Origin of the sequence: Jannaschia seosinensis, from assembly GCF_001408515.1 — a bacterium.
Taxonomy (GTDB): Bacteria; Pseudomonadota; Alphaproteobacteria; order Rhodobacterales; family Rhodobacteraceae; genus Jannaschia; species Jannaschia seosinensis.
The window spans coordinates 43,281-67,404 of the sequence record NZ_CYPR01000253.1 but is presented as its reverse complement, the minus strand read 5'-3'; the positions used below and the strand labels follow the sequence as shown (position 1 = coordinate 67,404).

Annotated in this window: 25 protein-coding genes; 8 read left to right on the top strand and 17 right to left on the bottom strand. The window is 67.5% G+C overall.

The features are described from left to right. A partial coding sequence (locus JSE7799_RS19365) for a transposase family protein (RefSeq protein ID WP_503089895.1) occupies window positions 1-556 on the bottom strand: 556 nt, incomplete at its 3' end. Window positions 557-732: 176 nt separating this feature from the next. After that, entirely contained in the window at window positions 733-1,335 is a 603-nt protein-coding gene (locus JSE7799_RS19360) for an SCO family protein (protein ID WP_222101826.1), read from the bottom strand. Between the two features lie 197 nt (window positions 1,336-1,532). Here JSE7799_RS19360 and JSE7799_RS19355 point away from each other — a divergent pair, with 197 nt between their 5' ends. Both JSE7799_RS19355 and JSE7799_RS19350 read left to right on the top strand, forming a co-directional pair. Further along, window positions 1,533-1,856, top strand: a complete 324-nt coding sequence (locus JSE7799_RS19355) for a hypothetical protein (RefSeq protein ID WP_055665076.1) — start codon at window positions 1,533-1,535, stop codon at window positions 1,854-1,856. Between the two features lie 118 nt (window positions 1,857-1,974). Continuing rightward, window positions 1,975-2,250 carry a hypothetical protein gene (locus JSE7799_RS19350; protein ID WP_055665075.1) on the top strand — a complete coding sequence of 92 codons (276 nt, stop codon included), beginning with the start codon at window positions 1,975-1,977 and terminating at the stop codon, window positions 2,248-2,250. Here JSE7799_RS19350 and rpe read toward each other — a convergent pair. Next, window positions 2,193-2,894 (bottom strand): ribulose-phosphate 3-epimerase, encoded by a 702-nt coding sequence (gene rpe / locus JSE7799_RS19345; RefSeq protein WP_055665074.1) that lies wholly within the window; start codon window positions 2,892-2,894, stop codon window positions 2,193-2,195. The two genes, JSE7799_RS19350 and rpe, sit on opposite strands and share 58 nt — an antisense overlap. Before the next feature lie 26 nt (window positions 2,895-2,920). After that, window positions 2,921-3,490 carry a 5-formyltetrahydrofolate cyclo-ligase gene (locus tag JSE7799_RS19340; RefSeq protein WP_055665073.1) on the bottom strand — a complete coding sequence of 190 codons (570 nt, stop codon included), beginning with the start codon at window positions 3,488-3,490 and terminating at the stop codon, window positions 2,921-2,923. Here JSE7799_RS19340 and JSE7799_RS19335 point away from each other — a divergent pair. Next, the gene (locus JSE7799_RS19335) at window positions 3,489-4,091 is read left to right on the top strand and encodes a VOC family protein (protein ID WP_055665072.1); all 603 of its coding nucleotides are present in this window, start codon (window positions 3,489-3,491) and stop codon (window positions 4,089-4,091) included. The two genes, JSE7799_RS19340 and JSE7799_RS19335, sit on opposite strands and share 2 nt — an antisense overlap. Then, window positions 4,088-4,480, top strand: coding sequence for a metallopeptidase family protein (locus JSE7799_RS19330; protein WP_055665071.1), 393 nt, complete (start codon window positions 4,088-4,090; stop codon window positions 4,478-4,480). The genes JSE7799_RS19335 and JSE7799_RS19330 overlap by 4 nt, the downstream gene beginning before the upstream one ends. A gap of 70 nt (window positions 4,481-4,550) precedes the next feature. On the opposite strand, the gene JSE7799_RS19325 is transcribed toward JSE7799_RS19330, so the two are convergent. The 5 genes from JSE7799_RS19325 to JSE7799_RS19305 all read right to left on the bottom strand — a co-directional run bounded on the left by JSE7799_RS19325 (window position 4,551) and on the right by JSE7799_RS19305 (window position 9,622). Further along, window positions 4,551-5,060 carry a CarD family transcriptional regulator gene (locus JSE7799_RS19325; RefSeq protein WP_144431828.1) on the bottom strand — a complete coding sequence of 170 codons (510 nt, stop codon included), beginning with the start codon at window positions 5,058-5,060 and terminating at the stop codon, window positions 4,551-4,553. A gap of 220 nt (window positions 5,061-5,280) precedes the next feature. Further along, window positions 5,281-5,616: a ferredoxin FdxA gene (gene fdxA / locus JSE7799_RS19320; protein ID WP_055665069.1), complete on the bottom strand. Its 336-nt coding sequence runs from the start codon at window positions 5,614-5,616 to the stop codon at window positions 5,281-5,283. Between the two features lie 161 nt (window positions 5,617-5,777). Then, window positions 5,778-6,134 carry an RNA-binding S4 domain-containing protein gene (locus tag JSE7799_RS19315; RefSeq protein WP_055665068.1) on the bottom strand — a complete coding sequence of 119 codons (357 nt, stop codon included), beginning with the start codon at window positions 6,132-6,134 and terminating at the stop codon, window positions 5,778-5,780. After that, on the bottom strand, window positions 6,131-9,010 hold the full coding sequence (locus JSE7799_RS19310) for a helicase-related protein (RefSeq protein WP_055665067.1): 2,880 nt from the start codon (window positions 9,008-9,010) through the stop codon (window positions 6,131-6,133). Before JSE7799_RS19310 ends, JSE7799_RS19315 begins: the two co-directional genes overlap by 4 nt. Beyond that, window positions 9,011-9,622 (bottom strand): tetratricopeptide repeat protein, encoded by a 612-nt coding sequence (locus JSE7799_RS19305; RefSeq protein ID WP_245624942.1) that lies wholly within the window; start codon window positions 9,620-9,622, stop codon window positions 9,011-9,013. Between the two features lie 51 nt (window positions 9,623-9,673). Here JSE7799_RS19305 and JSE7799_RS19300 point away from each other — a divergent pair, with 51 nt between their 5' ends. Both JSE7799_RS19300 and JSE7799_RS19295 read left to right on the top strand, forming a co-directional pair. Continuing rightward, window positions 9,674-9,958 carry an SCP2 sterol-binding domain-containing protein gene (locus tag JSE7799_RS19300; RefSeq protein WP_055665066.1) on the top strand — a complete coding sequence of 95 codons (285 nt, stop codon included), beginning with the start codon at window positions 9,674-9,676 and terminating at the stop codon, window positions 9,956-9,958. A 98-nt stretch (window positions 9,959-10,056) separates the two neighbouring features. Further along, entirely contained in the window at window positions 10,057-10,905 is an 849-nt protein-coding gene (locus JSE7799_RS19295; protein WP_055665065.1) for an alpha/beta fold hydrolase, read from the top strand. Here the strand turns inward: JSE7799_RS19295 and JSE7799_RS19290 are convergent. The 8 genes from JSE7799_RS19290 to JSE7799_RS19255 form a co-directional block, all read right to left on the bottom strand. Further along, window positions 10,902-11,576 (bottom strand): ABC transporter ATP-binding protein, encoded by a 675-nt coding sequence (locus JSE7799_RS19290; RefSeq protein WP_055665064.1) that lies wholly within the window; start codon window positions 11,574-11,576, stop codon window positions 10,902-10,904. The genes JSE7799_RS19295 and JSE7799_RS19290 overlap by 4 nt on opposite strands. Then, window positions 11,569-12,837: a lipoprotein-releasing ABC transporter permease subunit gene (locus JSE7799_RS19285; protein WP_055665063.1), complete on the bottom strand. Its 1,269-nt coding sequence runs from the start codon at window positions 12,835-12,837 to the stop codon at window positions 11,569-11,571. Before JSE7799_RS19285 ends, JSE7799_RS19290 begins: the two co-directional genes overlap by 8 nt. 3 nt (window positions 12,838-12,840) lie before the next feature. Beyond that, window positions 12,841-14,199 carry a proline--tRNA ligase gene (gene proS, locus JSE7799_RS19280; protein WP_055665062.1) on the bottom strand — a complete coding sequence of 453 codons (1,359 nt, stop codon included), beginning with the start codon at window positions 14,197-14,199 and terminating at the stop codon, window positions 12,841-12,843. Between the two features lie 90 nt (window positions 14,200-14,289). Next, window positions 14,290-15,840, bottom strand: coding sequence for a Ppx/GppA family phosphatase (locus tag JSE7799_RS19275; RefSeq protein WP_144431825.1), 1,551 nt, complete (start codon window positions 15,838-15,840; stop codon window positions 14,290-14,292). A 100-nt stretch (window positions 15,841-15,940) separates the two neighbouring features. Then, the gene (locus JSE7799_RS19270) at window positions 15,941-18,139 is read right to left on the bottom strand and encodes an RNA degradosome polyphosphate kinase (protein WP_055665061.1); all 2,199 of its coding nucleotides are present in this window, start codon (window positions 18,137-18,139) and stop codon (window positions 15,941-15,943) included. A gap of 159 nt (window positions 18,140-18,298) precedes the next feature. After that, on the bottom strand, window positions 18,299-18,952 hold the full coding sequence (locus tag JSE7799_RS19265) for a P-loop NTPase family protein (RefSeq protein WP_055665060.1): 654 nt from the start codon (window positions 18,950-18,952) through the stop codon (window positions 18,299-18,301). 3 nt (window positions 18,953-18,955) lie between these two features. Next, window positions 18,956-20,089 (bottom strand): AI-2E family transporter, encoded by a 1,134-nt coding sequence (locus JSE7799_RS19260; RefSeq protein WP_055665059.1) that lies wholly within the window; start codon window positions 20,087-20,089, stop codon window positions 18,956-18,958. 93 nt (window positions 20,090-20,182) lie between these two features. Beyond that, window positions 20,183-20,635 (bottom strand): GatB/YqeY domain-containing protein, encoded by a 453-nt coding sequence (locus JSE7799_RS19255; protein ID WP_055665058.1) that lies wholly within the window; start codon window positions 20,633-20,635, stop codon window positions 20,183-20,185. Between the two features lie 177 nt (window positions 20,636-20,812). Between JSE7799_RS19255 and carA the strand changes: the two genes are divergently transcribed. Together carA and JSE7799_RS19245 are read left to right on the top strand one after the other, a co-directional pair. Continuing rightward, window positions 20,813-21,961, top strand: a complete 1,149-nt coding sequence (gene carA, locus JSE7799_RS19250; protein WP_055665057.1) for a glutamine-hydrolyzing carbamoyl-phosphate synthase small subunit — start codon at window positions 20,813-20,815, stop codon at window positions 21,959-21,961. A 56-nt stretch (window positions 21,962-22,017) separates the two neighbouring features. Beyond that, window positions 22,018-24,114: a glycosyltransferase gene (locus tag JSE7799_RS19245; protein ID WP_055665056.1), complete on the top strand. Its 2,097-nt coding sequence runs from the start codon at window positions 22,018-22,020 to the stop codon at window positions 24,112-24,114. The last annotated feature ends 10 nt before the right edge of the window (window positions 24,115-24,124 follow it).

Sequence of the window (24,124 nt, the reverse complement as noted above, 5' to 3'; positions counted from 1 at the left end):
TTTCCCTTACGCGGATAGCAAAGGGGATATTGTTTTTACTAAGAAATTCCATCCATCCTGCGCCGACAAACTCGCGATCGGCAAGCAGCAGACGGATGGTCGTCGCGGGAAAATTCGCGAGATATCGCTCCATCAGGGCGATGCGCATGTCGGTGTCGGAACACCCGCGGCCTTCGATCAGGCTCCAGACCAGGGGGACGCGGAAACGACGGGTGACGACTGCGAGCACGAGAAAGTTCACCTCGGTCTTGCCGATCTGCCAGTTGGTGCGGTCGAGCGCGAGCAGCCACGATTTGTTCAGGCCCAACAGCCGGACCAGAAGCGGGAGCGACCAGTCCTCGTCGAGATGGACGTGCTGGAAGAAGCGTTGCAACCGACGGTATGTCGACGAGGTCAGGGCCGATCCCGGTCGTTCGCAGGCAAGATGGCCGAGGTTCACGCTGCGCGCGCTGACCATGCCGATGACGATCATGCAAAGCGTCTCCAGACGGCTCTTGCTCAAGTCGAGATCTGGACGCAGGATATTCGTGAGGGCGGAGATGGCGTGGTGAAGCATCGGACGTTTCCTTGGTCGGAGTCGTCCAGTTGAATCCATCCAGCCGCCCTCAGCCAGCACCCTGTCGTGTAGTGTGGCAGATGAACGGACTCCGTTTTTTAGTTATTCGAAATCAACCCGCTACGCCAATTACCCATGGGTAATTGCCCGACCCGAGGGGCGAAGCCCGGCCGCGCCTAGCCCAATACCGCCGCAATCTTGGCCTTCGCGCTCTTGGAATCCTCACCGTAAGAGATCAGATCGACGACCGCCCCGTCCTCGTTGAGCACGAAGACCGACGCGAAATGGTCGAGCGTGTAATCCCCCTCGCCCAGCGGCCGCTTCTGCCAATAGACGCGCCAGGATCGTGCCATGTCCCAGACCGCCTCGGGCGCGCCGGTAATCCCGACGATCCGGTCGCTTTGCGGCTCCAGGTAATCGCGCAGGAATTCCGGCGTATCCCGCTCCGGATCGACGGTGATGAAATAGGCGCCGACCTCGTCCCCGATGCCGAGATCGTCCAGCCAGCTTTCCATGTCGTAGATGGTCGTCGGGCAGACCTCGGGACAATGCGTGAAGCCGAAGAACAGCAGGCTCGGCCGACCGGTGAACGCGGCCTCGGTGATGACCTCGCCGTCATGGTCGACCAGCTCGAACGGCTCGCCCAGCGGGGTGGCGACCTGCGCGCCGGTCGCGAAGGACGTGCCGCCCTCCATCATCTGCCGCAGTCCCACGCCCGCCCCGAGCGCGAACACCGCGACGGCGGCCGCAATGATGGTCGTCTTGACGCGCATGTCCATGTTTCCGGCCCCCTCAGGTGCTTGCATCCGGCGAGATGGCACCGCGCCATCCGGATTGGAAGGCCGCGCGGCGTCGCACCCCGCCCGATCGCGCGAATTGTCGAGAAAACGTGTATATTCCGCAGGGACCCGCATGGCGGCGATTCAGATTGGATTCACTCCTGCCCTGCATACCGACCGCGACGACCGGAGGGTGCATGGAAGACGAACAGATCAAGGAAACGGTTCTGGTGGCGCTTCACGCCACGCCCGACGGCTACCGCACCCTCGTGCGCGACATTGCGGCGGCACATCCGGACATGGCGGCCCGCGCGCTCGAGGCCGCGCTCCTCGCCGCCGCCCGGGACATGGATGGCGAAATCCAGCGCGACGGTGGCCCCACCAACGAGGCGCGAACGGCACGGCGTCTCGCGCTGCTTCTGTCGATGGATATCGATCGCCTCGAACGCGATGGCGAGGTCAGCATGGCCGATCTGATGGCCTACTGGACCAAGCGGGACGACTTCTTCCTGCGCCTGTGACGCCTGCGCCGCGTTCGGCGCCACAAAACCTGTGGCCGGGAGAATCCCGGTCCTTCGGGGTGGACATTCCGCCCGCCCCGTCCGCGGTGGAACACCGCATCCGACAGGAGGGCCGATCATGCCCGACCCATTTCTCATCCCGCCCGCGCCTCGCACCACGTTCGGGGAAACCATCGTCTATAGCGGCCTTGCCCTGCTGATGGCGGCGGCGCTCATTCCCGTCGCACCCGTGCCCTCCTTCGCCCCCGAAATCCGCAGCGCGTCGGCACCCGAAGCATCATCGGGCTTCTGCACGGGCGACGCGGCCTCGCACGCCGTTTGTTCGGGCCTTGTGGTTCAGGCGCCGTCCGGCGCCCCCGCCGCGCTTCTGATGGCACGGATGTTCTCGCCGTAAGGAGCGGGGTCGGCGATCGATCCTCCGCGGAACACCGCCGATCCGGCCACCAGAACATCGGCCCCGGCCGCAACGACCCGCTGCGCGGTGGTCGGATCGACGCCGCCATCGACCTCCAGATGGACGGGCCGGTCGCCGATCATCTCGCGCAGGCGCCGGATCTTGGCGACCTGCCCCTCAAGAAAGGATTGCCCGCCAAAGCCCGGATTGACCGTCATCACGCAGATCAGGTCCACCTCGTCGAGCACCGGCGCAACCGCCTCGGCCGGCGTGCCCGGGTTCAGCGCCAGACCGGCCTTGGCGCCGGCCCCGCGAATCGCCTGCAGCGTGCGGTGGATATGCGGCCCCGCCTCGAGATGCGCGGTGATGAAATCCGCTCCGGCCTCGGCAAAGGCGGTGATGTACCTGTCCACCGGCGCGATCATCAGGTGCACGTCCATGACCGTCTTCACATGCGAACGAAGCGCCGCGCACATGCCGGGTCCGAAGGAGATGTTGGGCACGAAATGTCCATCCATCACGTCCACGTGGATCCAGTCCGCCCCCTGCGCACAGACGGCCTCGCATTCCGCGCCGAGAGCCGCGAAATCGGCGGCCAGGATCGACGGGGCGATCTTGATGGAACGGTCGAACGTGTCGGTCATGGTGCACCTCCCGGGATGATTGCGGATTAGCGCAGCGTCTCGTCGCCGAAAACCCCCGCTTCCGTCACGATCCAGGGCAGGCGCACATCCGTGCGCTCCTGCGGCACGGCATCCATCCGCTGCGCCTCAAGCGCGAGCCCCACCACCAGCGCCCCGCGCAGGCCGGCCAGCGTCCGGTCGTAGAAGCCGCCCCCATAGCCCAGCCGCCCCCCGCCGGCGTCGAAGCCGAGCATCGGCACGATCAGCACGTCCGGCACCCGCCAGCCACCATCGACAGGAATGGAGACGCCGAACGCCCCCGTCTCGAGCGCGCAGCCCGGCGCCCATTCGCGAAACCTCAGCGGCGCCCCCTTGGCGGTGACGACGGGAACGCAGATGCGGTTGTCGCGACAGAGCGCGCGCATCGTCCCGCGCGGATCGGCCTCGGACCCGATGGGAAGGTAGCCCGCGACGGTCCGGCCCCGCAGGTTCATCAGCCGGGCATAGAGACGGGTCGCAGCGGCGGCACGCGCCTTGAGCCCGACGCCGTCGCGCGCCGCATGGCAGGCGAGACGCGATTGCGCCTTCAGCGCTGTGAGACTAGCCTCTCCGCCCATGCAAGTCTTTGACCACTTCGCCGTCGCCGCCGCAACGCTCGATGCGGGTGTCGCGCATGTCCGCCGTCACCTCGGGCACGAAATGGATTCGGGTGGCGAACACGCGCTCATGGGCACCCATAACCGCCTGAGCGGCTTGGGTGACGGCGAATACATGGAGGTCATCGCCGTCAATCCCGACGCGCCGCCGCCGGACCGGCCGCGCTGGTTCGACCTCGACCGCCGCGTGGGGCCGCCGCGCATCGGCAACTGGATCCTGCGGACGGACGATCTCGACGGACTGTGCACGCGTCTGCCCGAAGCGGGCCGACCGGTCGCAGTGGAGCGGGGGCCGTATCGCTGGCGCATGGCGGTGCCGGAGGACGGGGTTCTGCCGTTCGACGGCTGTTTTCCGGCCTTGATGCAGTGGGACACGCCGCCGCCCACATTCACGGATGTGGGCCTGCGGTTGACCCGGCTCGAACTGTCGCATCCCGGGGCGCCCGCGCTCGCGCCGATCGTGGCGAGCCTGACGGACGATCCGCGCATCGTGCTTGCCGAAGGTCCACGCAGGATCACCGCGACGCTGGAAAACCCAAACGGCGTGCGCGAGATCGCATGACCGACACGGCGCCCGACATCGACGAAATCGCACGCTTGGCCGAAGCGGCGCGCGACACGCTGCCGGCGCCGTTCGCGGGGCTCGCGCGCGAAGTACGCCTCGTGGTGGAGGATTGGCCGTCGCCGGAGCTTCTGGACGAGATGGATATCCCCGACGCTCACGATCTGACCGGGCTCTACGAAGGTGTGCCGCTGACGGAACGGTCAGCGGATTGGCCCGATCCTCCCTCGACCGTCACGTTGTTCCGCCAGCCGATCCTGGACGAATTGGCAACGCGCGACAACGTGACCTTGGCCGACCTCGTGACGCATGTGATGGTCCACGAATTTGCACATCATTTCGGATGGTCCGACGAGGAAATCGCGCGGATCGACCCGTGGTGGGAGTAGTTACCGGCCCGCCCCTGAAACGAAGAAAGGCGCCCCGACGGGCGCCTTTCGCAGTAAAACGGTCAAACCGTCAGGCCGCGCGCGACATCAGGATCTCGTCGACAGCCTTCAGCGCGCCGTCTTCATCAATGTCGTTAACCGCAGCCAATTCCCGCGTCAGGCGATCCAGCGCGGCCTCGTAAAGCTGCCGCTCCGAATAGGATTGCTCGCGCTGCTCATCGTTGCGGTGCAGATCGCGCACCACTTCGGCAATCGCGATCAGATCGCCGGAATTGATCTTGGCTTCGTATTCCTGCGCCCGGCGGGACCACATGGCCCGCTTGACCCGGGCCTTGCCCTTGAGCGTGGCCATGGCCTTGGTGACGATCTCGGGCGAGCTGAGCGAACGCATGCCCACATCGGTCGCCTTGTTAGTCGGCACGCGCAGCGTCATCTTGTCCTTGGCAAAGGCGATGACGAAGAGCTCCAGCTGGAGGCCCGCGACCTCCTGTTGCTCGATGGAAACGATCTGGCCGACGCCATGGGCGGGATAAACCACGAAGTCATTCGGGCGGAACTCAGGCTTCTTGGACATGAAAATCCTCTTGTTTCTCTGCGCGTCGGACGGTGCGCACGGCCGACGGGAACGTCCGGCTCCGGCGCATCCGGGGTCGGGCGTCCTTACGCTTGGGATCCGGGCCGAAGGGGTCGGCACACGGCGGGGATGACGCGGCAAAATGCCGGGCTATCGAAGACATATATCACAAAAACGCCCCCGGCGGAAGCGTCATCAAGGCTGACCCATCAAGGTGTGGCCGCGCTCAGCCGCCCTCGCCCGGCGCCTCGGAGAAAAGGTCCATCTTCCCGGGCTTTCCGTCCATCTCCTCCGCATTGGGGAGGGGATCCTTCTTGGTGACGATCACCGGCCAGATCTCGGAATACTTGCGGTTGAACTCCACCCACTGCTCCGTATCCGGCTCGGTGTCGGGGCGAATCGCGTCGGCGGGGCATTCCGGCTCGCAGACGCCGCAATCGATGCACTCGTCGGGATGGATGACGAGCATGTTCTCACCCTCGTAGAAGCAATCCACGGGGCAGACCTCGACGCAGTCGGTATATTTGCAGGCGATGCAGGCGTCGTTGACGATATAGGTCACAAGGCACGTCCCTTCGGTCGAGTCGGAGGCGACTTATCCCTCCCGCCCCGACGGTTCAAGGCGCGGGGAGATGTCTTACGCTGCGGCAGACCTGCCACAGAAGCGTTCCCCGAAGGCGGCACGTGGCAAGATCACCGACACCGGAAGCAGCAGCACACAAGTCAACTGTCGTCGCGGGCCGCATCCAGACGCCGGCGATCCCGCCCCGTCGGTCGCGGCCCGACCCGGGGAACGGGCGCGGGCGAATGGTCGTCATACGCGGCCTGCGCCTCGGATGCGGGGCCCCGCCGGTCGAGGATGGCCTTGATCTCGACCACGCGGACGCGCTCGCCTGCGGGAAAGGTCAGAACGTCGCCGGCACCCACGGGTTGCGCCGGTTTGACGACCTTCTCGCCACCCAAGCGCACGCGTCCCTCGGTCACAACCTTCGCGGCAAGCGTGCGCGTCTTGAAGAAACGCGCATGCCATAGCCACTTGTCGAGCCGCTGTCGGGCAGGTCCGCTATCGGGCTCGCTCACTTGTCCTTGAGCGCGGCAAGCGCGGCAAACGGATTGTCGGGATCGATCTTTGTCCCCCGCTTCGGCTTCGCCTCGAAGGTCTGGCCGCCGCGGGGCTTGCCGCCATCCGGCTTGCCTGCCGCTTTGCCTTTCGGCTTGCCCTTGCGCGGCGGGCGATTGCCCTGACGCTCACCGCCCTCACGGCGCGGACCGCGGCTCTGGCGCTTGGGGGCCCAGGTGAAGGTGTAGAACGCCTCCGTTTCCGGCTCTCCCTCAGGCGCGGCGGGCGGCGCTTCTGCCTCCACCTCACGCGCGGCATCGGCGGCGGAGGCTGCGATCTCCTCGGCGGAGCCGGCCGGAGCCTCGGTGCCGGACCGATCCGCGAGCTTCTCCTCGCCCGGCGCATCGTGTGTTTCGCTCGGCGTCTCCGCAGGCTCGGACGGCGCCGCATCGGCCGCCATGTCGGTCGGCGCTTCCTCGGGCGCGGCGGGCAGCGCCTTCTTCGGCGGCTCGGCGGCACGGACTTTCGGCCGCTCGGCCCGCTCGGCATTGTAGCCGAGGCCACCCATCAGATCGGCGAACTGTTCGAGCGTCATGCCCGTGATCGACAGCATGTCCGGCGTCGCCTCGAACCCTGCACGGCTATCGGCGGGGCGCAGCAGGTCGGCAAGCCGCTCCAGCATGTCGATACGGATCGCGCGCGCGCCCGCGGCGCGGTAACCCGCCATCGCGTAGTAGCCCGCCGGCATCTCGGTGGCGGGCAAGGTGACGAGGCCGGGCGGCGGCGCCTCCGGAAATTCGTCCAGACCCCGATCGAGCGCCCAGAGCACCAGACGCAGGCGCGTCGGCGCGGGCTTGAGCAGGAGCGGCTGAAAGATCGTGAACTGCCCGAACCGGACGCCATGGCGCCGCAGCTGTCCGCGTGCATCCTGATCGAGATCGCGCACTTCCTGCGCGACGTCGCCACGCGGCAGGATGCCGAAACTCTCCATCAACCGGAACGCGAAACCGCGCGCGAGGCCGGTCAACGCCTCGTCCTTCGCCATGCCGAGCAGCGGCTCGAAGGCGGCGTTGACCTTGCGATCCACGAAATGCTGCAGGCGGCGGGCCACCTTCTGCTGAACCTCGGGGCCGGCATCCTCGTCCACGAACGGCTCCACGGCGGGCTTCAACGGCTCGGAGCCCTTGACCAGCTTGCCGACGGCCTGATCGCCCCACATCAGGCCACCCTGCTCCGTGAAGTCCATCTCGGTATCGGGTGCGTTGTAGAAGCGGTCGGCGCGCAGGTGGAACTCGGGGCGCAACGCCTGTGTCGCCGCCTGCCGCACCGTCTTCGCCTCGTCGGGGGACGTCGTCCCCGTCTGGTGAAAGCGGAAGCCTTCGAGCCGGCCGAGGACCTCGCCCTCGACGCGAACCTGTCCCTTGTCGTCGATCTCGGCCAAGAGGCCCTCCTTCATCTTCAGCCGCCGCAGCAGCACGCTCGTCCGCCGGTCCACGAACCTGTTCGTCAATGCCTGATGCAGCGCATCCGACAGGCGATCTTCTACCGCGCGAGTGGCTTCGCGCCAATGGGCCGCGTCGTCCACCCACCCCTTGCGCTGCGCCACATAGGTCCAGGTGCGGATATAGGCCAGCCGTTTCGACAACGCGTCGATGTCTCCGTGCGTCTTGTCGATGCGTTTGACCTGCCGCGCGAACCAATCCGTATCGACCCGACCGTCATCGTGCAGGAAGGCGAAAATCCGCTGAAGCAGGTTCGCATGCTCCGCGTGGGAGATGCCCTGGAAGTCGGGAATGCGGCAGACGTCCCACAAAAGCCGCGTGTCGCGGGCATCGCGCAGGCGGACGGCGACGGCCTCCAGCGCGTTCAGCGTCTTGAGCGCGGAGAGATCGTCGGCCTCGCGCCCGCGGGTCAGGCTCCGCTCCGGCGACGGCGCCTCGAGCGAGGCGATCAGTGCATCCGGCGTGCCGAAATCGAGCCGGTCGTTGCGCCAGGAAAGCCGGTCGATCGGCTTGAAGCGGTGGTTCTGGATCGCGTCGACAATATCCTCGTCGAGCGGCGACGCCTCGCCGGTGACGCCGAACGTGCCGGGCTGCATGTAGCGCCCCGCCCGCCCCGCGATCTGCGCCAGTTCGTGCGGCATGAGGGGACGGATGCGGCGGCCGTCGAACTTGGCGGTGGCGGAAAACGCGACGTGCTTGATGTCGAGGTTGAGTCCCATCCCGATCGCGTCGGTCGCCACGAGGTAATCGACATCGCCGTTCTGGTACATCTCGACCTGAGCGTTGCGGGTGCGCGGGCTCAGCGCGCCCATGACCACGGCGGCGCCCCCTTTCTGGCGGCGCAGAAGCTCCGCGATCGTGTAGACGTTCTCGACGCTGAAGCCGACGATGGCGGTGCGGCCGGGCATGCGGCTGATCTTCTTGGGCCCGGTATAGGTGAGGTCCGAGAACCGCTCCCGCCGGGCGAACTGCGCCCGCGGGACAAGATGCGCAATCGCGGGGCGCATCGTGTCGGAGCCCATGAACAGCGTCTCGTGCAGGCCGCGCATGTTGAGAAGACGGTCGGTGAAGACGTGCCCGCGATCCGGATCGGCACAAAGCTGGATCTCGTCGATGGCCACGAAATCCGTGCCCATCCCCTGCGGCATTGCCTCGACGGTGCAGACCCACCAGGTCGCGCGGGCGCCGACGATCCGCTCCTCCCCGGTGACCAGCGCGCATGCGGCCGGCCCGCGCAGGGCGACGATCCTGTCATACACCTCCCGCGCCAGAAGGCGCAGCGGCAGGCCGATGATGCCGGTGCGATGCGCCAGCATCCGCTCGATGGCGTAATGCGTCTTGCCGGTATTGGTCGGTCCGAGGACCGCCGTGATCCGGCCGGGTTCACCGGTCATTCAGATGTCCCGTTCGCCGGTGCTCTGTTCCAGCCGCTCAAGGGCCGCGCCCACGTTCTCCTCGACCGGATAGACGTCGCTGGCCGCGCGGAAGGCCCGCAACGCGGCCTCCGTCTCGCCCAGGCTTTCCATGATGATCCCCAGACCCGCGAGCGCCCCGAAATGGCGCGGCTCAAGGATCAGGACCTGCTCGATATCCGACAGCGCCTCACCGTAGCGGTCATCCATGAAGAACGCGGTCGCGCGCTGGTTCCAGCCCTCGGCAAAGCGCGGCGCATGGTCGGTCAGCGCGGTGAGATGCGCGATGGCGCGGGCATAGTCGCCCTCGCCGATGGCCTCCTGCCCGCGCCGCAGGAGGAGATCGATCGTGGCACTGCCGGAATGGGTCCAGCGCTCCTGGATCTCCTGCGCGAGGCGGTCGGCCTCGGCGGCGTCGGCCTCGGAGGTCAGCGTGCCGAGACGATTGAGCAACGCATCCGCATCCCGCTCCAGCACGTCGGGCGCGACCACCGGTCCCTCCTCCGGCAGCGGCATCTGCGCGGCAGGGGACGTGGCGTAACCGCAGGCCATCGCGAAGATCAGGGCCTTGAGCGTGACGCGAAGGTCAACCATCCTGTCCGTACCCCCATTCGCCGTTGCGGCGATCAGATAGCGAGGATTTCCATGAGCGACATCACCAAAGAGGCCGTCACGCAGCTTTCGCAGAAGGTGGGCACCTTCGACGGCAGCGTCAAGTTCGTGATCGAGAACGAGGGAACGATCATCGTCGACGAAGCCGGCGTCCGCGAGGGGGACGAGGAGACGGAATGCACGATGACCGCCGACGCGGACACGTTCCGCGGCATCCTCGAGGGCGACGTGAACCCGACGGCGGCCTTCATGTCGGGCAAGCTGAAGGTCGACGGCGACATGGGCACCGCGATGAAGCTGGGCGCGGCGCTGTCCTGAAGGATCTCGACATCACGCACGAGGCCGCGCCCTATCATGCGGAGGTCGCGGCCGGCCCGCCCGGAGAGAAGGCCGTCTGGATCCGCGCCTCCGACGGCATGCGCCTGCGCGCCGTGCTGTGGCCCCGTGCGGATGCGTGCGGGACCGTCCTGCTGATGCAGGGGCGGACGGAATACGTGGAAAAATATTCCGACGCCGCGCGGGAGCTGGCGGATCGCGGCTTCGCCTCGGCCGCGGTGGATTGGCGCGGGCAAGGCCTGTCGCCTCGGCCGGAGCGCGATCCGCGCGTCGGCCACGTCAACAATTTCCGGGACTTCCAGCGCGACGTTGACGCTTTTGTCGAGCTTTGCGAGGCTGAGGACATGCCGCGCCCCTGGATCCTGCTGGGCCATTCGATGGGCGGAATGATCGGGTTCCGAACGCTCAAGCGGCGCCCGAACCTGTTCTCCCGCGCGGTGTTTTCCGCACCGATGTGGGGCCTGCCGCTGGCACCGCACAGACGGTTTCTGGGCTGGACGGTAAGCGCGGCGGCCTCGGCAATCGGGCTGGGAGAATCAGCGGCACCGCGCTCGGGCAAGGTCGCCGACCCGGCCGCCGCGCCGTTCGAAGGCAACCTGCTGACGACCGATCCGAAGATGTTCGCGTGGATGAAGCGGCAGATCACGGTACATCCGCAGCTTGCGCTCGGGGGGCCGTCGCTGGCCTGGGTTCTGGCGGCGTTCCGGGAGATGCACCGCAGCGCGCGCGAGGCGGCGCCGGACCTGCCCTGCCTGACATTCCTTGGCGACGACGAGGACATCGTCGACCCCGACGCGATCCATGTGCGGATGGCGTCGTGGCCGCAAAGCACGCTGGAAATCGTGCCCGGCGCGCGTCACGAGGTCCTGATGGGAGATCCGGAGATGCGGCGTCGCGCCTTCGACCGCATCGCGGCCTTCGCCGGCTAGACCAGCACGCCGCCCTCAAGCCGCACGACGCGGTCCATCCGCGCAGCCAGTTCCAGGTTGTGCGTCGCGATCAGGGCGGCCATCCCCGTCTCCCGCACCAGCCCGACCAGCGCGCCGAATACCGTGTCGGAGGTGCCCGGATCGAGGTTGCCCGTCGGCTCATCCGCCAGCAGAAGCCGAGGCCCATTGGCCAGCGCGCGACAGAACGCCGTGCGCTGCTGCTCGCCCCCCGACATCTCGGCCGGGCGGTGATCGGCGCGGTGCGTCAGCCCCACGCGATCCAGCAGCATCTCCGCCCGCGCCCGCGCGTCGCCTTGGGCGATGCCGTTGGCAAGCTGCGGCAAAACGATGTTCTCGGCGGCGGTGAATTCCGGCAACAGGTGGTGGAATTGATAGACGAAGCCGATCCGCTGCCGCCTCGCGCGGGTCCGGGCGCGGTCGCCCTGCCCCGTCAGGTCGTCGCCGTCCAAGGTGACAGTTCCCGCATCGGGCGTGTCCAGCAGGCCCGCAATGTGCAGGAGCGTCGACTTGCCCGCCCCCGACGGCGCCACGAGCGCGCAGATCTCGCCGGCGGACAGCGTCAGATCCGCGCCGTTGAGCACGCGAATCTCGCCCGGCTGTCCGAGGTGGTAGCCCTTCTCGATCCCGTCGAGGCGCAGCATCTCACTCATAGCGCAACGCCTCGACCGGGTTCATCCGGGCCGCGCGCCGCGCCGGAAAGATCGTGACCGCGAAGGACAGTGCAAGCGACAGCGCCACGGCCGACACCACGTCACCGACTTCCAGCCGCGCAGGCAGGGCGGAGATGTAGCGAATCGACGGATCCCACACACCGCCGCCCGCGACATAGTTCACGAAGGAGAAGATCGGGTCGATATAGATCGCGAAGAGGCACCCAAGCACCACGCCGATGGCCGTTCCGACCACGCCGATCGACGCGCCGCACAGGAAGAAGACCCGCAGGATCGTCCCCTCCGACAGGCCCATCGTCCGCAGGATGCCGATATCGCGGCCCTTGTTCTTGACCAGCATCACCAATCCGCTCGTGATGTTGAGCGTGGCGATCAGGACGAGGATCGAGAGGATGACGAACATGATGTTGTCCTCCATCTCGAGCGCGCGCAGGAAGCCGCCCGCGCTCTGCTGCCAGGTCCAGAGATAGGCGTCCGGCCCGGCGGCCTGCATAAGCGGTCCGGCGGCCGCGTCGGTGGCCTCGGGGTCGGCGATAGTGACGTGGATCGCGTCGGCCACTTCGGGGCGGTTGAAGTAGCTTTGCGCTTCCGCCAGCGGCATGTAGGCGCGGATCTTGTCGATATCGTAGCGGCCGACCTGAAACACGTAAGTGACCGGATAGGCCTTGATGCGGGGTGAGGTGCCAAAGGCCGTCCGCACCCCGTCGGGCGAGATCAGCCGCACGGTATCGCCCGCCCCGACCCCCAGATCGCGCGCCGCGTGCCAGCCCAGCGCGATGCCACCCTCGAACGCGTCGAGGGACCCTTCGGCATTCTCGGGCGTGGCGATGCGCGGGATCGCGGCAAGGTCCTCGGGGCGGATGCCGATGACCTCGAGCCCGGCATTGCGGCCATTGGCGGTGGCCATCACCTGACCCACGACGACCGGCGCGGCATGGGTCACGTTCTCCACCGCGGCCAGACGCTCCGTCATCGCGGCGTAATCGGCGATCGTGCCGGTCTGACGCCCGTCGGGGAGCGTTTCGCCGTAGCTGTAGACCGTCAGATGCGGGTTCGCACCGACGATCGTGTCCACGAATTCGTACCGGAAGCCCGACCGCACGGCGAGCGTCGCGATCAGCGCGAAGACCGCCAGCGCGATGCCCAGCAGGCTGATCCACGTCATCACGCTGATCCCCCCCTCCGAGCGGCGTGCCCGCAGGTAGCGCCACGCGATCATCCACTCGAAGCGTTGGAACATCGCTCAGATCGCCAGCGCGGCGGCGTGATGCGGGGCGTAGATCTCGGACAGCCGCTTGATCGCCCATTCCGGAGTCATCTCTTCGCTCTCGCCGGTGCGGCGGGAGGTCAGCTCCACCATGCCGTTTGCCAGACCGCGCGGCCCCACCGTGATCCGCCACGGCAAGCCGATCAGGTCCATTGTGGCGAACTTGCCGCCCGCCCGCTCGTCGCGGTCGTCATAAAGGACCGACAGGCCCTTGGCCTCAAGCTCGCGCAGGATCCCCTCACAGGCGGAATCGGTGGAGGCATCCCCCTGGCGCAGGTTGACGAGGCCCACCTCGAACGGCGCGACGCCCTCGGGCCAGATGATGCCCTTGTCGTCATGGCTCGCCTCGATGATCGCGCCCAGAAGCCGCGAGACTCCGATCCCGTGGGAGCCCATGTGAAGCGGCACCCGCGCGCCCGCCTCGTTCTGCACGAAGGCGCCGAGCTTTTCGGAGTAGTCGGTGCCGAAATAGAAGATCTGCCCCACTTCAATGCCGCGGGCCGTGCGGCGGCGCGCCTCGGGCACCTCGTCGAAGGCCGCCTCGTCGTGGGTTTCGTCGGTGCGGGCATAGCGCGAGGTGAATTCCGAAAGCACGGCCTGACACTGCGCCTCGTTGTCGTAATCGATGGCGCGGTCGCCGAAGCGCAGGTCGGTAATCTCGGAGTCGTAGAAAACCTCGCTCTCGCCGGTTTCGGCCAGCACGAGGAATTCGTGCGTGTAATCGCCGCCGATCGGTCCGCTATCCGCGCGCATGGGGATCGCCTGAAGGCCCATCCGCTCATAGGTGCGCAGGTAGCTGACGAGGTGGCGATTGTAGGCGTGCAGCGCCGCCTCCTTCGTCAGGTCGAAATTGTAGCCGTCCTTCATCAGGAATTCGCGCCCGCGCATCACGCCGAAGCGCGGGCGGACCTCGTCGCGGAACTTCCACTGGATGTGGTAGAGCGTCAGCGGCAGCGCCTTGTAGGAGGTGACGTAGTTCGCGACGATGTCGGTGATCATCTCCTCGTTCGTCGGGCCGTAGAGCATCTCCCGGTCGTGCCGGTCGGTGATGCGCAGCATCTCGGGACCGTAGGCGTCGTAGCGGCCCGACTGCTTCCACAGATCCGCCGATTGCAGCGTCGGCATCAGCATCGGGATGTGGCCCGCGCGCTGCTGCTCCTCGTGGACGATCCGCTCGATGCGCTGCAACACGCGGTAGCCGAATGGCAGCCACGAATAGATCCCCGCCGCGGATTGCCGGATCATCCCGGCGCGCAGCATCAGCCGATGGCTCGGGATCTGCGCGTCGGCCGGTGTCTCCTTGAGGACGGGCAGGAAGTAGCGGGTCAGGCGCATCGGATCATCTCACGCATCACGGGGGGTCATGGAATGTGTGCTTTGCATGCACCTCGGTCGGGGACAAGCCGTGCGTGATCGCCCGCACCGCTACTTGCGCTTGATCCGCACCGTCGGCTGCGCCCCGAGACTCTGGGCAAGCGAGCGGAACCGCGCCTCGGCCACCTCGCCATAAAGCGCCTCGCCATCGCCCGCCGCCAGCGTCAGTTCCAGCAAGCCCTTCTTCGGATACAGCTTCAGCGACCCCATCAGCGCCGGATCCTGCGCCGAGAACATCGCACCCAGACGCATCGCCTTTCCGACCACCTCCGCCTCGGCGGTGTCGCCGTCCGACAGGAGCGGGGCCAGGGCCTCGAACGGCGTGCCCTCGCGCTTGTTCTTGTAGCGGTGCAAGAGCGCGAGGCCGAGAAACACACGCTCCGAATGGGTCAACCCGCCCAGATTGGCCCGCGTCGCGTTATCGAAGCAGATTTCCGCGCGGTAATCGGGATGCGCGCGCCACGACACGTCGTGCAGCAGGCAACACGCCCGGATCAGACGCCGCCGCCGGTCGGTCGCGCGCGAGAAGAGCGGCTGCACGAACTTGTAGAGTACTCGCCCGAAGCCCGGCAGGCGGGCCGAGGCGGCCTCCGACGCGCGGGCGCTTTCGACCAGAGGATCGCGCGCACGCAGCACATCGGGCATCCGCTCGTAGAGCAGGCCCTCGCGGATGCCGTAGGAGGAAACCGCGATCTCCTTCGGGCGAAATGTCTTGACCACACGCGCCAGAACCTCCGATGCGATCGGCACCAATGACATGCGCGCGGCACTCGTCCCCGACCGCGCCCCGAGTTCGTTGAGGTCGGATTCCGCGATGTAATCGATGGTCGCGCGCAAATCCTTGGGCGTCATCGTGTATTCGTGCAGCACGTGGAGCGGATAGCCCCGCCGCTCCATGTCCACCCGCGCAATCGCCCGCCAGGATCCGCCGACGAGGTAGAGCTGATCGTAGCGGTCGCGGCCGAGCGCCCGGGCCATTTCGGCCACGCCCGCGTCGATTTCCTTGCGGCGCGCGCCCTTGCCCCCGCTCCCCTGCAACTTCAGCGGGCCGAGCTTGCCCGAAACGGTCGCGCCGACCTTTCCCCCGGACAGCTCCGCCAGTTCCATGGACGAGCCGCCGATGTCGCACATCAATCCGTCGGCCTCGGGCCAGCCCAGAAGCACGCCCTGCCCCGAAAGGCGCGCCTCCTCCGTGCCGTCGATGACCCACAGCTTCAACCCCGTCTCCGCCTCGACCTCCGCCTCGAAGGCGGGGCCATCCTCGGCCTCGCGCACGGCGGCGGTGGCGACGGCGGTGAGGGAATTCACCTCCATCCCCCGCGCGAGGATCGCGAACCGGCGCAAAGCCGCCATGGCGCGACCCCGTCCCTTCGGGTTGAGCAGGCCGCTTTCGGCCATGCCCGCGCCGAGACCGCAGAGGATTTTCTCGTTGTAGAAATAGGCGGGCGACCGCGCCGCCCCGTCGAAGACCACCAGACGGACGGAGTTCGACCCCACGTCGATCACCCCCACCCGCCGGAGCGCCCGCGCCTCCGGCCCGTCGAAAAGCGGTGCGCCGAATGGTCCGTAATCGTCCGGCTCGGCGGCGACATCACTGATCATGCTTGGTTTCTCCCCGGCCCATTGTGTCGAGGTCTGGCACGGGGGCGCGCGGAGGGTCAATCACCCGGCGCAAGGTCCGTTGCGGCGTATGGGGCCGCCCTCACTCCGCCGAGTGGGTCAGCTCGGGCACGTCCTTCGCCCCCGCCGTGCCCCGCCCCGACAGCGACGGATTCTCCATGAAGAAGCGATGGCAGGAAAACGGATTTTCCAGCGCGGTGAAATCCGGACGCGTCCATTCGCCCTCGGGCCCGAGGATCCAGCTTTGCGCCACGTCGGCGAAATTGGCGGCCATGATCTGGCTGACGATCTGCGCCTTCACCGTCGGGTTGGTGCATTCGACCAGCGTCTCGACCCGGCGATTGAGGTTCCGGCCCATCCAGTCGGCCGAGGATATGTAGACGCGCGACTTCTTCGACGGCAGGCCCGCGCCGTTGCCGAAGCAGACGATGCGCGAATGTTCGAGAAAGCGGCCGACGACCGATTTTACCCGGATCGTCTCCGACAGCCCCCTCACCCCGGGCCGCAGGCCGCAGATGCCACGCACGATCAGGTCGATGTGCACGCCCGCCTGACTGGCCGCATAGAGCGCGTCGATCATGTCGGGCTCGATCAGGGAATTGACCTTGGCCCAGATCACCGCCGGGCGCCCTGCTTTGGCATGCGCCACCTCGGCCGCGATGGAGGCGAGAAGGTGGTCCTTCATCTGAGACGGCGAGATGACCAGCTCGCGCAGATCGGCGGGCGGCGCATAGCCGGAGATGTAGTTGAACACCTTGGTCGCATCCTGCCCGAGCGCCGCGTTGCAGGTGAACAGCGACAGGTCGGTGTAGATGCGCGCCGTGATCGGGTGGTAATTGCCGGTGCCGAAATGGGTATAGGTCACCAGCTTCTCGCCCTCGCGCCGCACGACGGTGGAGATCTTGGCGTGGGTCTTGAGCCGGGTGAAGCCGTAGACCACATGCGCGCCCGCGCGCTCCAGCCTGCGCGACTGGCGGATATTGGCGGCCTCGTCGAACCGGGCCTTCAGCTCCACCAGCGCGGTCACCTGCTTGCCCGCCTCGGCCGCCTCGCAGAGCGCGGAGACGATGGGGGAGTTCTCGGACGTGCGGTAGAGCGTCTGCTTGATGGCGAGGACGTTGGGATCGTTGGCGGCCTGCTGCAGGAAGCGGATCACCATGTCGAACGTCTCGTAGGGGTGATGCAGCAGCATGTCTTTCTGGCGGATGGCGGCGAACATGTCGCCTCCGTGGTCCTGCACACGCTCGGGGATGCGCGGCGTGAAGGCCGACCACAGGAGATCCTTGCGGTCGTCGGTGACCAGTTCCTTGAGCGAGGCAAGCCCCACGAGGCCGTCCACCTCGATCACCTCGTTCTCGTCGACGCCGATCTCCTCGATGATGATGCGGCGCAGGCCGGCGGGGGCATTGGCGGTGATCTTCATGCGGATGATCTCGCCGCGCCGGCGACGCTTCAGCGCGGTCTCGAATTCCCGCACGAGATCCTCGGCCTCCTCCTCGACCTCCAGATCGCTGTCGCGCAAGACCCGGAACGCGCAGGAGCCCTTGAGCGCGTAGCCCGGAAACAGCGCGTCGATCTGCATCAGCAGCAGCGATTCGAGGGGCAGGAAGCGGATGCGCTTGCCGGCTTCGCCGTCCTCGTCGGCCAGCCGCAGGAAACGCGGCACCTGCGCGGGGATCGGCAGGAGCGCGCGCAGCGTGCGGCGGTCGGTCGCACGCTCCAGCTCCACGGCCAGGGCAAAGCCCTCGTTGGGCAGGAACGGAAACGGATGCGCGGGGTCGATGGCCAGCGGCGAGACGATGGGGAAGATTTCCGCGAGGAACCGCTCCGCCAGGGCGGCACGCTCCTGCTTGTCCAGGTCGCCGGGGCTGAGCAGGCAGATCCCCTGCCGCTCCATCTCGGGCTTGAGCGATTTCCACACCGATTGCTGCCGCTCCAGCAGGCGCCCGGAATCGGCGTCGATCATCACGAGCTGTTCGGCGGGCGTGCGACCGTCGGCGGCCGGCGTCCGGTGGCCCGCCCGCGCCAGCTCCCGCAGACCGGCGACACGGACGGTATAGAACTCATCGAGATTGGCTGCTGAGATCGACAGGAAGCGCAGCCGCTCCAGCAGCGGCACACGCGGGTTCTCCGCCTCCTCCAGCACGCGCGAATTGAAGGAAAGCCAGCTCCGCTCCCGGTTGAAGAACCGCTTGGGACTGTACATCCGCTCCTCGTCGAGCGCGACGGGCTCGGGCAGCGGGGCGTGCAGGAAGTCGACGGCGGGGACGGGTTCGGTCATGGCGGGCGGACTACCGGGCATCTGTGTCGGGGAGATGACACGCTAGGCGCAGTGCGCGCAGGTGTCCAGAAGCGCCCCCCGCAGGGATGATGCGGGTAACCCCCAAAATGGAATCCCACGAAATCAGGGCGTTGTGAGAATTACCCATGGGTAATTGCGTCAGCCATCCAGCAGATCGCGCGCCAGCGCCGTGCCGATCGGCTCTCCGCGCGCAAGCGATTCCGCATCAAGCCGCGCGACGAGAGCGGCGGCGGCGGCGGCGCTCCGTTCCATTCGCGGCAGGAGGTATCCGATCAGCGCCGGCTTCACCGAAAGCTGCCGGTCGGCGAAGAGCTTGAGCAGCACGACCGACAGAAGCGCATCGTCCGGGTCGTCGATCCGCGCAGGCGTCAGCGACGAGAGACGGCTGCGCAGGTCGGGCAGCCGGACCGGCCAGTCCGACGGCGCCGCCCGCCCCGTGAGGAGCAGGCCGTTCCCCGCCGTCGCACAGGCATTCCACAGGTGGAACAGCGCCTCCTCGTCGAGCGTGCCGCCATCGACATCCTCGACCGCGACCGGTGCCTCGGCCAGCATGGGCGCGTCGGCGGCGCGCAGGTCGCGGGCGGCCACGACCCGCGCGCCCGTCTCGCCCGCCCACATGGCGGTGAGATGCGACTTGCCCGACGCCTCCGGCCCGACCAGCGCAAGGCGCCCGCCGGGCCAGTCGGGAAACGCGTCGAGCAGTCCGACCGCCGTCGCGTTCGAGCCCGAGATCATGAAGTCCTCGCGCCCCCTCGCATCGAGCCGGGGCAGGGAAATGGAAAGCTGCGGCATCGGCTACTCGGCGGCGGCGTCGGTGGGCGCGGTGAGCGGCTCGGCGCCCAGACGCGCATCCGGTGGCGGATCGGTGCCCTTGTAGAGCAGGCTCGCCTTGTATTCCGCCACGAGAAACCGCGCGACCACGCCGAGGGCGGCGGCCACGGGCACGGCCACGAGCATGCCCAGAAAGCCGTAAATCGTGCCGAATGCCGAGAGCGCGAAGAGAAGCCAGACCGGATGGAGCCCGACGCTGTCGCCCACGAGCTTGGGGGTCAGCACGTTGCCCTCCAGAAACTGCCCCGCCGCGAAGATCGCGGCGACGAGGGCGATGGAGGTCCAGTCGGTCGATTCGATCCCCGAACCCCAGAACTGGAACAGCGACAGCCCGATCGCGAGCGTTCCGCCCACCAGGGCGCCGACATAGGGAATGAAAGTGATGAGCCCGGCCACCGCCCCGACCACGAGCCCGAACTGAAGCCCCACGAGCATCAGCCCGACCGAGTAGAACGTGCCGAGGATCAGACAGACCGTCAGCTGCCCGCGCACGAAGCTGGCCAGCGTGGTGTCGATCTCGGAGGCGAGGCGGCGGATCGTGTCGGCATGGTCGCGCGGCAGCAAGTCGTCGATGCGTGCGACCATCCGGTCCCATCCAAGGAGCATGTAGAATGCCACGACCGGCACCACGACGATGAAGACTAGCGCGTTGACCACGCCGAACACCCCCGCCACGAGGCCTTGCGCGAGCGACCCGCCCCGCGCGCGGATCGCCTCGCCCAGATCGGCGAGACCGGTCTGCACGATGCCCCCCTCGCCGACCGCGGCGGGAAAGCGCACGACAAGCCAGCTGCGCAGCGAGAAGAAGTAATCCGGCGCCGCCGCCACCAGCGCGTTGATCTGCTTCACCAGCATCGGGATCAGGAACCCGATGGCCAGAAGCAGGAGCGCGACCCCGAGGATCGTGATGATCGCCGTGGCGGCCACGCGCGGCATGCCGATCCGCTCCAGCCGGTCGGCGAGCGGATCGAGGATGTAGGCGATCGCGCCGCCCACGAGAAACGGCAGCAGAACGTGGCCGAGATACCAGAGCACGACGAGAAACAGCGCCGCCGCCACGCCCCAATAGGTCACTTGCTGCCGTGCGGCCAGAGCCATGCGCCCACCTCCATCCAGACACACAGATGCCCGCCCCTGCGCGCCCGTTCAAGCACCCAAAGCGCAGCGGGCACGCGCGTCACGGGCGCGCGATCAGGCGAGCCGGGCCTTCACCATCGGGCCGACCGCGCCGAAGTCGATCCGGCCGGGATACTTCGTCTTCAGCTCGCCCATCACGCGGCCCATATCGCGCACCGAGGTCGCGCCCGTTCGAGAGATGGCGTCATCGACGGCGGCGTCGACTTCCGTGTCCGACAGCTTGCGGGGCAGGAATTCCTCGATGATGCCGATTTCCGCCATCTCCTCCTCCGCCAGTTCGAGCCGGCCGCCCTCCTCGTAGGCGCGCGCGCTCTCCTGCCGCTGCTTGACCATCTTCGCCATGATCGCGGCCGCCTCGGCGTCGCCGACGGTGCGGCCCTCGGTGCGCAGCGCGATATCCTGGTCCTTGATCGCCGCGTTGATGAGGCGCAGCGTGCCGACACGCTTCTGGTCCTTGTCGCGCATCGCCTCCTTGAGGCGCGTGCTCAATCGGTCCCGCAGATCCATCTGGTCCGTCCCGTCCGTTTCCTGAGGCGGGGGCTATAGGGCAACCGCGTCCGCCGGGCAAACGGTTCCGCACCGGCCCGATCGTGCGGCCAACCGCGCGGGTCGATCATTGACGGGCCCGCGCCACCTCCCTAGAAGCCCGTGACTTTGCCCCGAACCCTGCGCCCGGAGGCCCCCATGCCCGTGAAACCGACCGCCTGCCTCGCCCTCGCCGACGGGACCATATTCATGGGCCGCGGCTTCGGCGCCACCGGAACCGCGGTGGCGGAACTGTGCTTCAACACGGCGATGACCGGGTATCAGGAGATCATGACCGATCCGTCCTATGCGGCGCAGATCGTCACCTTCACTTTCCCGCATATCGGCAATACCGGCGTCACCCCCGACGACGACGAAAGTGCCGATCCGGTCGCCGCCGGCATGATCGTGAAGTGGGACCCGACGGAGCCGTCGAACTGGCGCGCGGCGCAGGCGCTGGAGACGTGGCTCGCCTCGCGCGGACGGATCGGCATGGGCGGGGTCGATACGCGACGCCTGACGCGCGCGATCCGCCAGCAGGGGGCGCCGCATGTCGCGTTGTCCTACGATCCGGAGGGGAATTTCGACATCGAGGCGCTGGTTGCGCAGGCACGTGCGTTCCGCGGGCTGACGGGCATGGACCTCGCGCGCGACGTGACATGCGCGCAGTCCTATCGCTGGGATCAGACGAAATGGGCCTGGCCTACCGGGTACGGCATCCTTGGCGAGTCGCGTCACAAGGTCGTCGCCATCGATTACGGTGCCAAGCGCAACATCCTGCGGTCGCTCGCCTCGACGGGCTGCGACGTGACGGTTTTGCCCGCCACGGCGACGGCGGAAGACGTGCTGGCGTTGAACCCGGACGGGCTGTTCCTGTCGAACGGGCCGGGCGATCCGGCGGCAACGGGCGAATATGCCGTGCCCGCCATCCGGGAGGTCGTGGATTCGGGCCTGCCGGTCTTCGGGATCTGCCTCGGGCACCAGATGCTCGCCATGGCGCTGGGTGCGCGGACGGTGAAGATGAACCACGGCCATCACGGGGCGAATCATCCGGTCAAGCGGCATCGCGACGGCAAGGTCGAGATCACGTCGATGAACCACGGGTTCACCGTCGATGCGCAGACATTGCCGGCCGGCGTGGAGGAGACGCATGTCTCGCTGTTCGACGGGTCGAATTGCGGCATCCGCCTTTCGGGACGGCCGGTCTTTTCGGTACAGTACCATCCGGAGGCGAGCCCGGGACCGCAGGACAGCGCGTATCTCTTTAACGAATTTGCCACAGCCATGGCGCAGCGGTCAGGGCGTTAACCCTCTGTTAATAAACGTCAGGCAATCGTCTGGCCGTCCGCAAAGCGAGAACGGCCATGGCTTCTATTCCCTCCCGATCGAATGCCGTGCCGGCCGAACCCGTCCGCCCCCGCCGTCCGGTTCTGCCGGACCGTGCGGACCCGTCCCGCGTTCTCGACTTTCCCAAGCGGCCGAAACGGCTTGTGCAGGCCCCAGAGGCGGCGCCCGCCCCCGCACAGGTGCCGGCGGGGCCCGGTTTCCGTCGCAGGCCCTATGTCCGCCGGCCGAAACTCGGTCAGGTTCTGCTGGAGATGGGGGCGATAACGGCTTCCGACCTCGCCCGCGCCTTGGTCCTGCAACGGCGACTTTCGGCGCGTCTGGGCGATGTCCTCGTGCGGCGGGGCATGGTGACGGAGAGCACCTTGGCCGAGGCGCTGGGGCAGCAGCGCGGCATGGGGCTGGCCGGTCCGGCGCCGCGGGGATCGGCGACCGACGACGCGATGGCGCGCCGCATGCCGGTCTCGATGGCGATGACCTATCGCGCATTGCCGTGGCGGCGGGTCGGGGGGCGTCCGCTGATCGCGACGTCGCGGCCCGAGATGATCGACGACCTGCGCGAGACGCTGCCGCCGGAATTCCGCGATGCGTTGTTCGCCGTCGTCACGGATGCGGCGATCGAGGCGCGTCTGCATGAAATCCACGGCCAATCGCTCGCGCGCGAAGCCGAATCGCGGGTGCCGGACGCGATCTCCTGTCGCAGGTGGCGGTCGCGCACCGGGGCGGCGGCGCTGGCGCTACTGGTGATGGCCATCGCGGCGACGGCGCTGCTCTGGCCAGTCTCGACGCTGCGCGTGGCCACGGCGGTCGGCCTGCTGGTCATGGCAGCGAATCTCGGTCTGCGCATCGCAGCGGCGCTTGCGATGCGGCGCAGACCGTACGGATTCCGCTCGGGCCGCCCGAGCGAGGAAGTCGACAGAAAACTTCCGTGTGTTTCAATCCTCGTCCCGCTCCACCGCGAACCGGAGATCGCCGGGCCGCTGACCGAGCGGCTGTCGCGCATCGATTACCCGCGCGAATTGCTCGATATCTGTCTCGTGGTGGAGGAGGACGACACGCAGACGCTCGATGCGCTCGCCGCGTCCGAACTGCCGCGCTGGATGCGGGTGATTCCGGTCCCTGACGGGCAACCCCGGACGAAGCCACGGGCGATGAACTATGCGTTGAACTTCACGCGCGGCGCGATTGTGGGCATCTACGACGCCGAGGACGCTCCCGCGCCCGACCAGATCCTCGCGGTGACCCGCCGGTTCCAGACCGCCCCCGAGGACGTTGTCTGCCTGCAGGGGCGGCTCGATTACTACAACCCGACGCGAAACTGGATGTCGCGCTGCTTCACCATCGAATACGCAAACTGGTTCCGGCTGGTTCTGCCGGGTATCGCGCGGCTCGGGCTGGTCGTGCCTTTGGGTGGCACGACACTGTTTTTCCGGCGGGAAGCGCTGGAGGAGGTCGGAGGCTGGGACGCCCACAACGTCACCGAGGATGCCGATCTGGGCGTGCGCCTTGCGCGTCGCGGCTACCGCACCGAAATCATCGAGACGACGACGCTGGAGGAGGCGAATGCGTCCCCCGGTGCGTGGATCAAGCAGCGGTCCCGCTGGGTGAAGGGCTATATCATGACGTGGGCCGTGCATTCCCGCAGGCCCATACGGCTGTGGCGCGACCTGGGAACGCGGCGGTTCTTCGGCTTCCATCTCCTCTTCCTCGGCTCCGTCCTGAGCCCGCTGCTCATCCCGGTCCTGTGGTCGATGGCCATCATTCCGTTCGGCATCCATCATCCGATTCTCGATTGGCTGCCGGGTCGCGGACCGATGTGGCTGGGCGTCCTTGTCCTGAGCGCGACCGCAATCTCGATGACGGTGACGGCGATCGGATGCTCCGCGGCCCACCACCGGCGGTTGCGGCGCTGGATCCCGACGCTGGAGCTTTACTTCCCCTTGGCCACGCTCGCGGTCCTGAAGGCCTTGCTGGAGTTGGTGGCGCGGCCGTTTCACTGGGACAAGACGACGCACGGTGCGTTCGGTGGAACGGACGGGGCGGGAATTTCGTCGCTGGAAAAGCTGCTGGCTGCGGCCGACGACAATCCCTCGCTGCGGTCCTCGCACCCTGCCTGACGATTGCCCG

Excerpts from the sequence above, each read along its gene's own strand:
- JSE7799_RS19360 (WP_222101826.1), bottom strand. The coding sequence starts at position 1,335 with ATGGACATGCGCGTCAAGACGACCATCATTGCGGCCGCCGTCGCGGTG.
- JSE7799_RS19355 (WP_055665076.1), top strand. The coding sequence starts at position 1,533 with ATGGAAGACGAACAGATCAAGGAAACGGTTCTGGTGGCGCTTCACGCC.
- JSE7799_RS19350 (WP_055665075.1), top strand. The coding sequence starts at position 1,975 with ATGCCCGACCCATTTCTCATCCCGCCCGCGCCTCGCACCACGTTCGGG.
- rpe (WP_055665074.1), bottom strand. The coding sequence starts at position 2,894 with ATGACCGACACGTTCGACCGTTCCATCAAGATCGCCCCGTCGATCCTG.
- JSE7799_RS19335 (WP_055665072.1), top strand. The coding sequence starts at position 3,489 with ATGCAAGTCTTTGACCACTTCGCCGTCGCCGCCGCAACGCTCGATGCG.
- JSE7799_RS19340 (WP_055665073.1), bottom strand. The coding sequence starts at position 3,490 with ATGGGCGGAGAGGCTAGTCTCACAGCGCTGAAGGCGCAATCGCGTCTC.
- JSE7799_RS19330 (WP_055665071.1), top strand. The coding sequence starts at position 4,088 with ATGACCGACACGGCGCCCGACATCGACGAAATCGCACGCTTGGCCGAA.
- JSE7799_RS19310 (WP_055665067.1), bottom strand. The coding sequence starts at position 9,010 with ATGACCGGTGAACCCGGCCGGATCACGGCGGTCCTCGGACCGACCAAT.
- JSE7799_RS19305 (WP_245624942.1), bottom strand. The coding sequence starts at position 9,622 with ATGGTTGACCTTCGCGTCACGCTCAAGGCCCTGATCTTCGCGATGGCC.
- JSE7799_RS19300 (WP_055665066.1), top strand. The coding sequence starts at position 9,674 with ATGAGCGACATCACCAAAGAGGCCGTCACGCAGCTTTCGCAGAAGGTG.
- JSE7799_RS19295 (WP_055665065.1), top strand. The coding sequence starts at position 10,057 with ATGCGCCTGCGCGCCGTGCTGTGGCCCCGTGCGGATGCGTGCGGGACC.
- JSE7799_RS19290 (WP_055665064.1), bottom strand. The coding sequence starts at position 11,576 with ATGAGTGAGATGCTGCGCCTCGACGGGATCGAGAAGGGCTACCACCTC.
- JSE7799_RS19285 (WP_055665063.1), bottom strand. The coding sequence starts at position 12,837 with ATGTTCCAACGCTTCGAGTGGATGATCGCGTGGCGCTACCTGCGGGCA.
- proS (WP_055665062.1), bottom strand. The coding sequence starts at position 14,199 with ATGCGCCTGACCCGCTACTTCCTGCCCGTCCTCAAGGAGACACCGGCC.
- JSE7799_RS19275 (WP_144431825.1), bottom strand. The coding sequence starts at position 15,840 with ATGATCAGTGATGTCGCCGCCGAGCCGGACGATTACGGACCATTCGGC.
- JSE7799_RS19270 (WP_055665061.1), bottom strand. The coding sequence starts at position 18,139 with ATGACCGAACCCGTCCCCGCCGTCGACTTCCTGCACGCCCCGCTGCCC.
- JSE7799_RS19265 (WP_055665060.1), bottom strand. The coding sequence starts at position 18,952 with ATGCCGCAGCTTTCCATTTCCCTGCCCCGGCTCGATGCGAGGGGGCGC.
- JSE7799_RS19260 (WP_055665059.1), bottom strand. The coding sequence starts at position 20,089 with ATGGCTCTGGCCGCACGGCAGCAAGTGACCTATTGGGGCGTGGCGGCG.
- JSE7799_RS19255 (WP_055665058.1), bottom strand. The coding sequence starts at position 20,635 with ATGGATCTGCGGGACCGATTGAGCACGCGCCTCAAGGAGGCGATGCGC.
- carA (WP_055665057.1), top strand. The coding sequence starts at position 20,813 with ATGCCCGTGAAACCGACCGCCTGCCTCGCCCTCGCCGACGGGACCATA.
- JSE7799_RS19245 (WP_055665056.1), top strand. The coding sequence starts at position 22,018 with ATGGCTTCTATTCCCTCCCGATCGAATGCCGTGCCGGCCGAACCCGTC.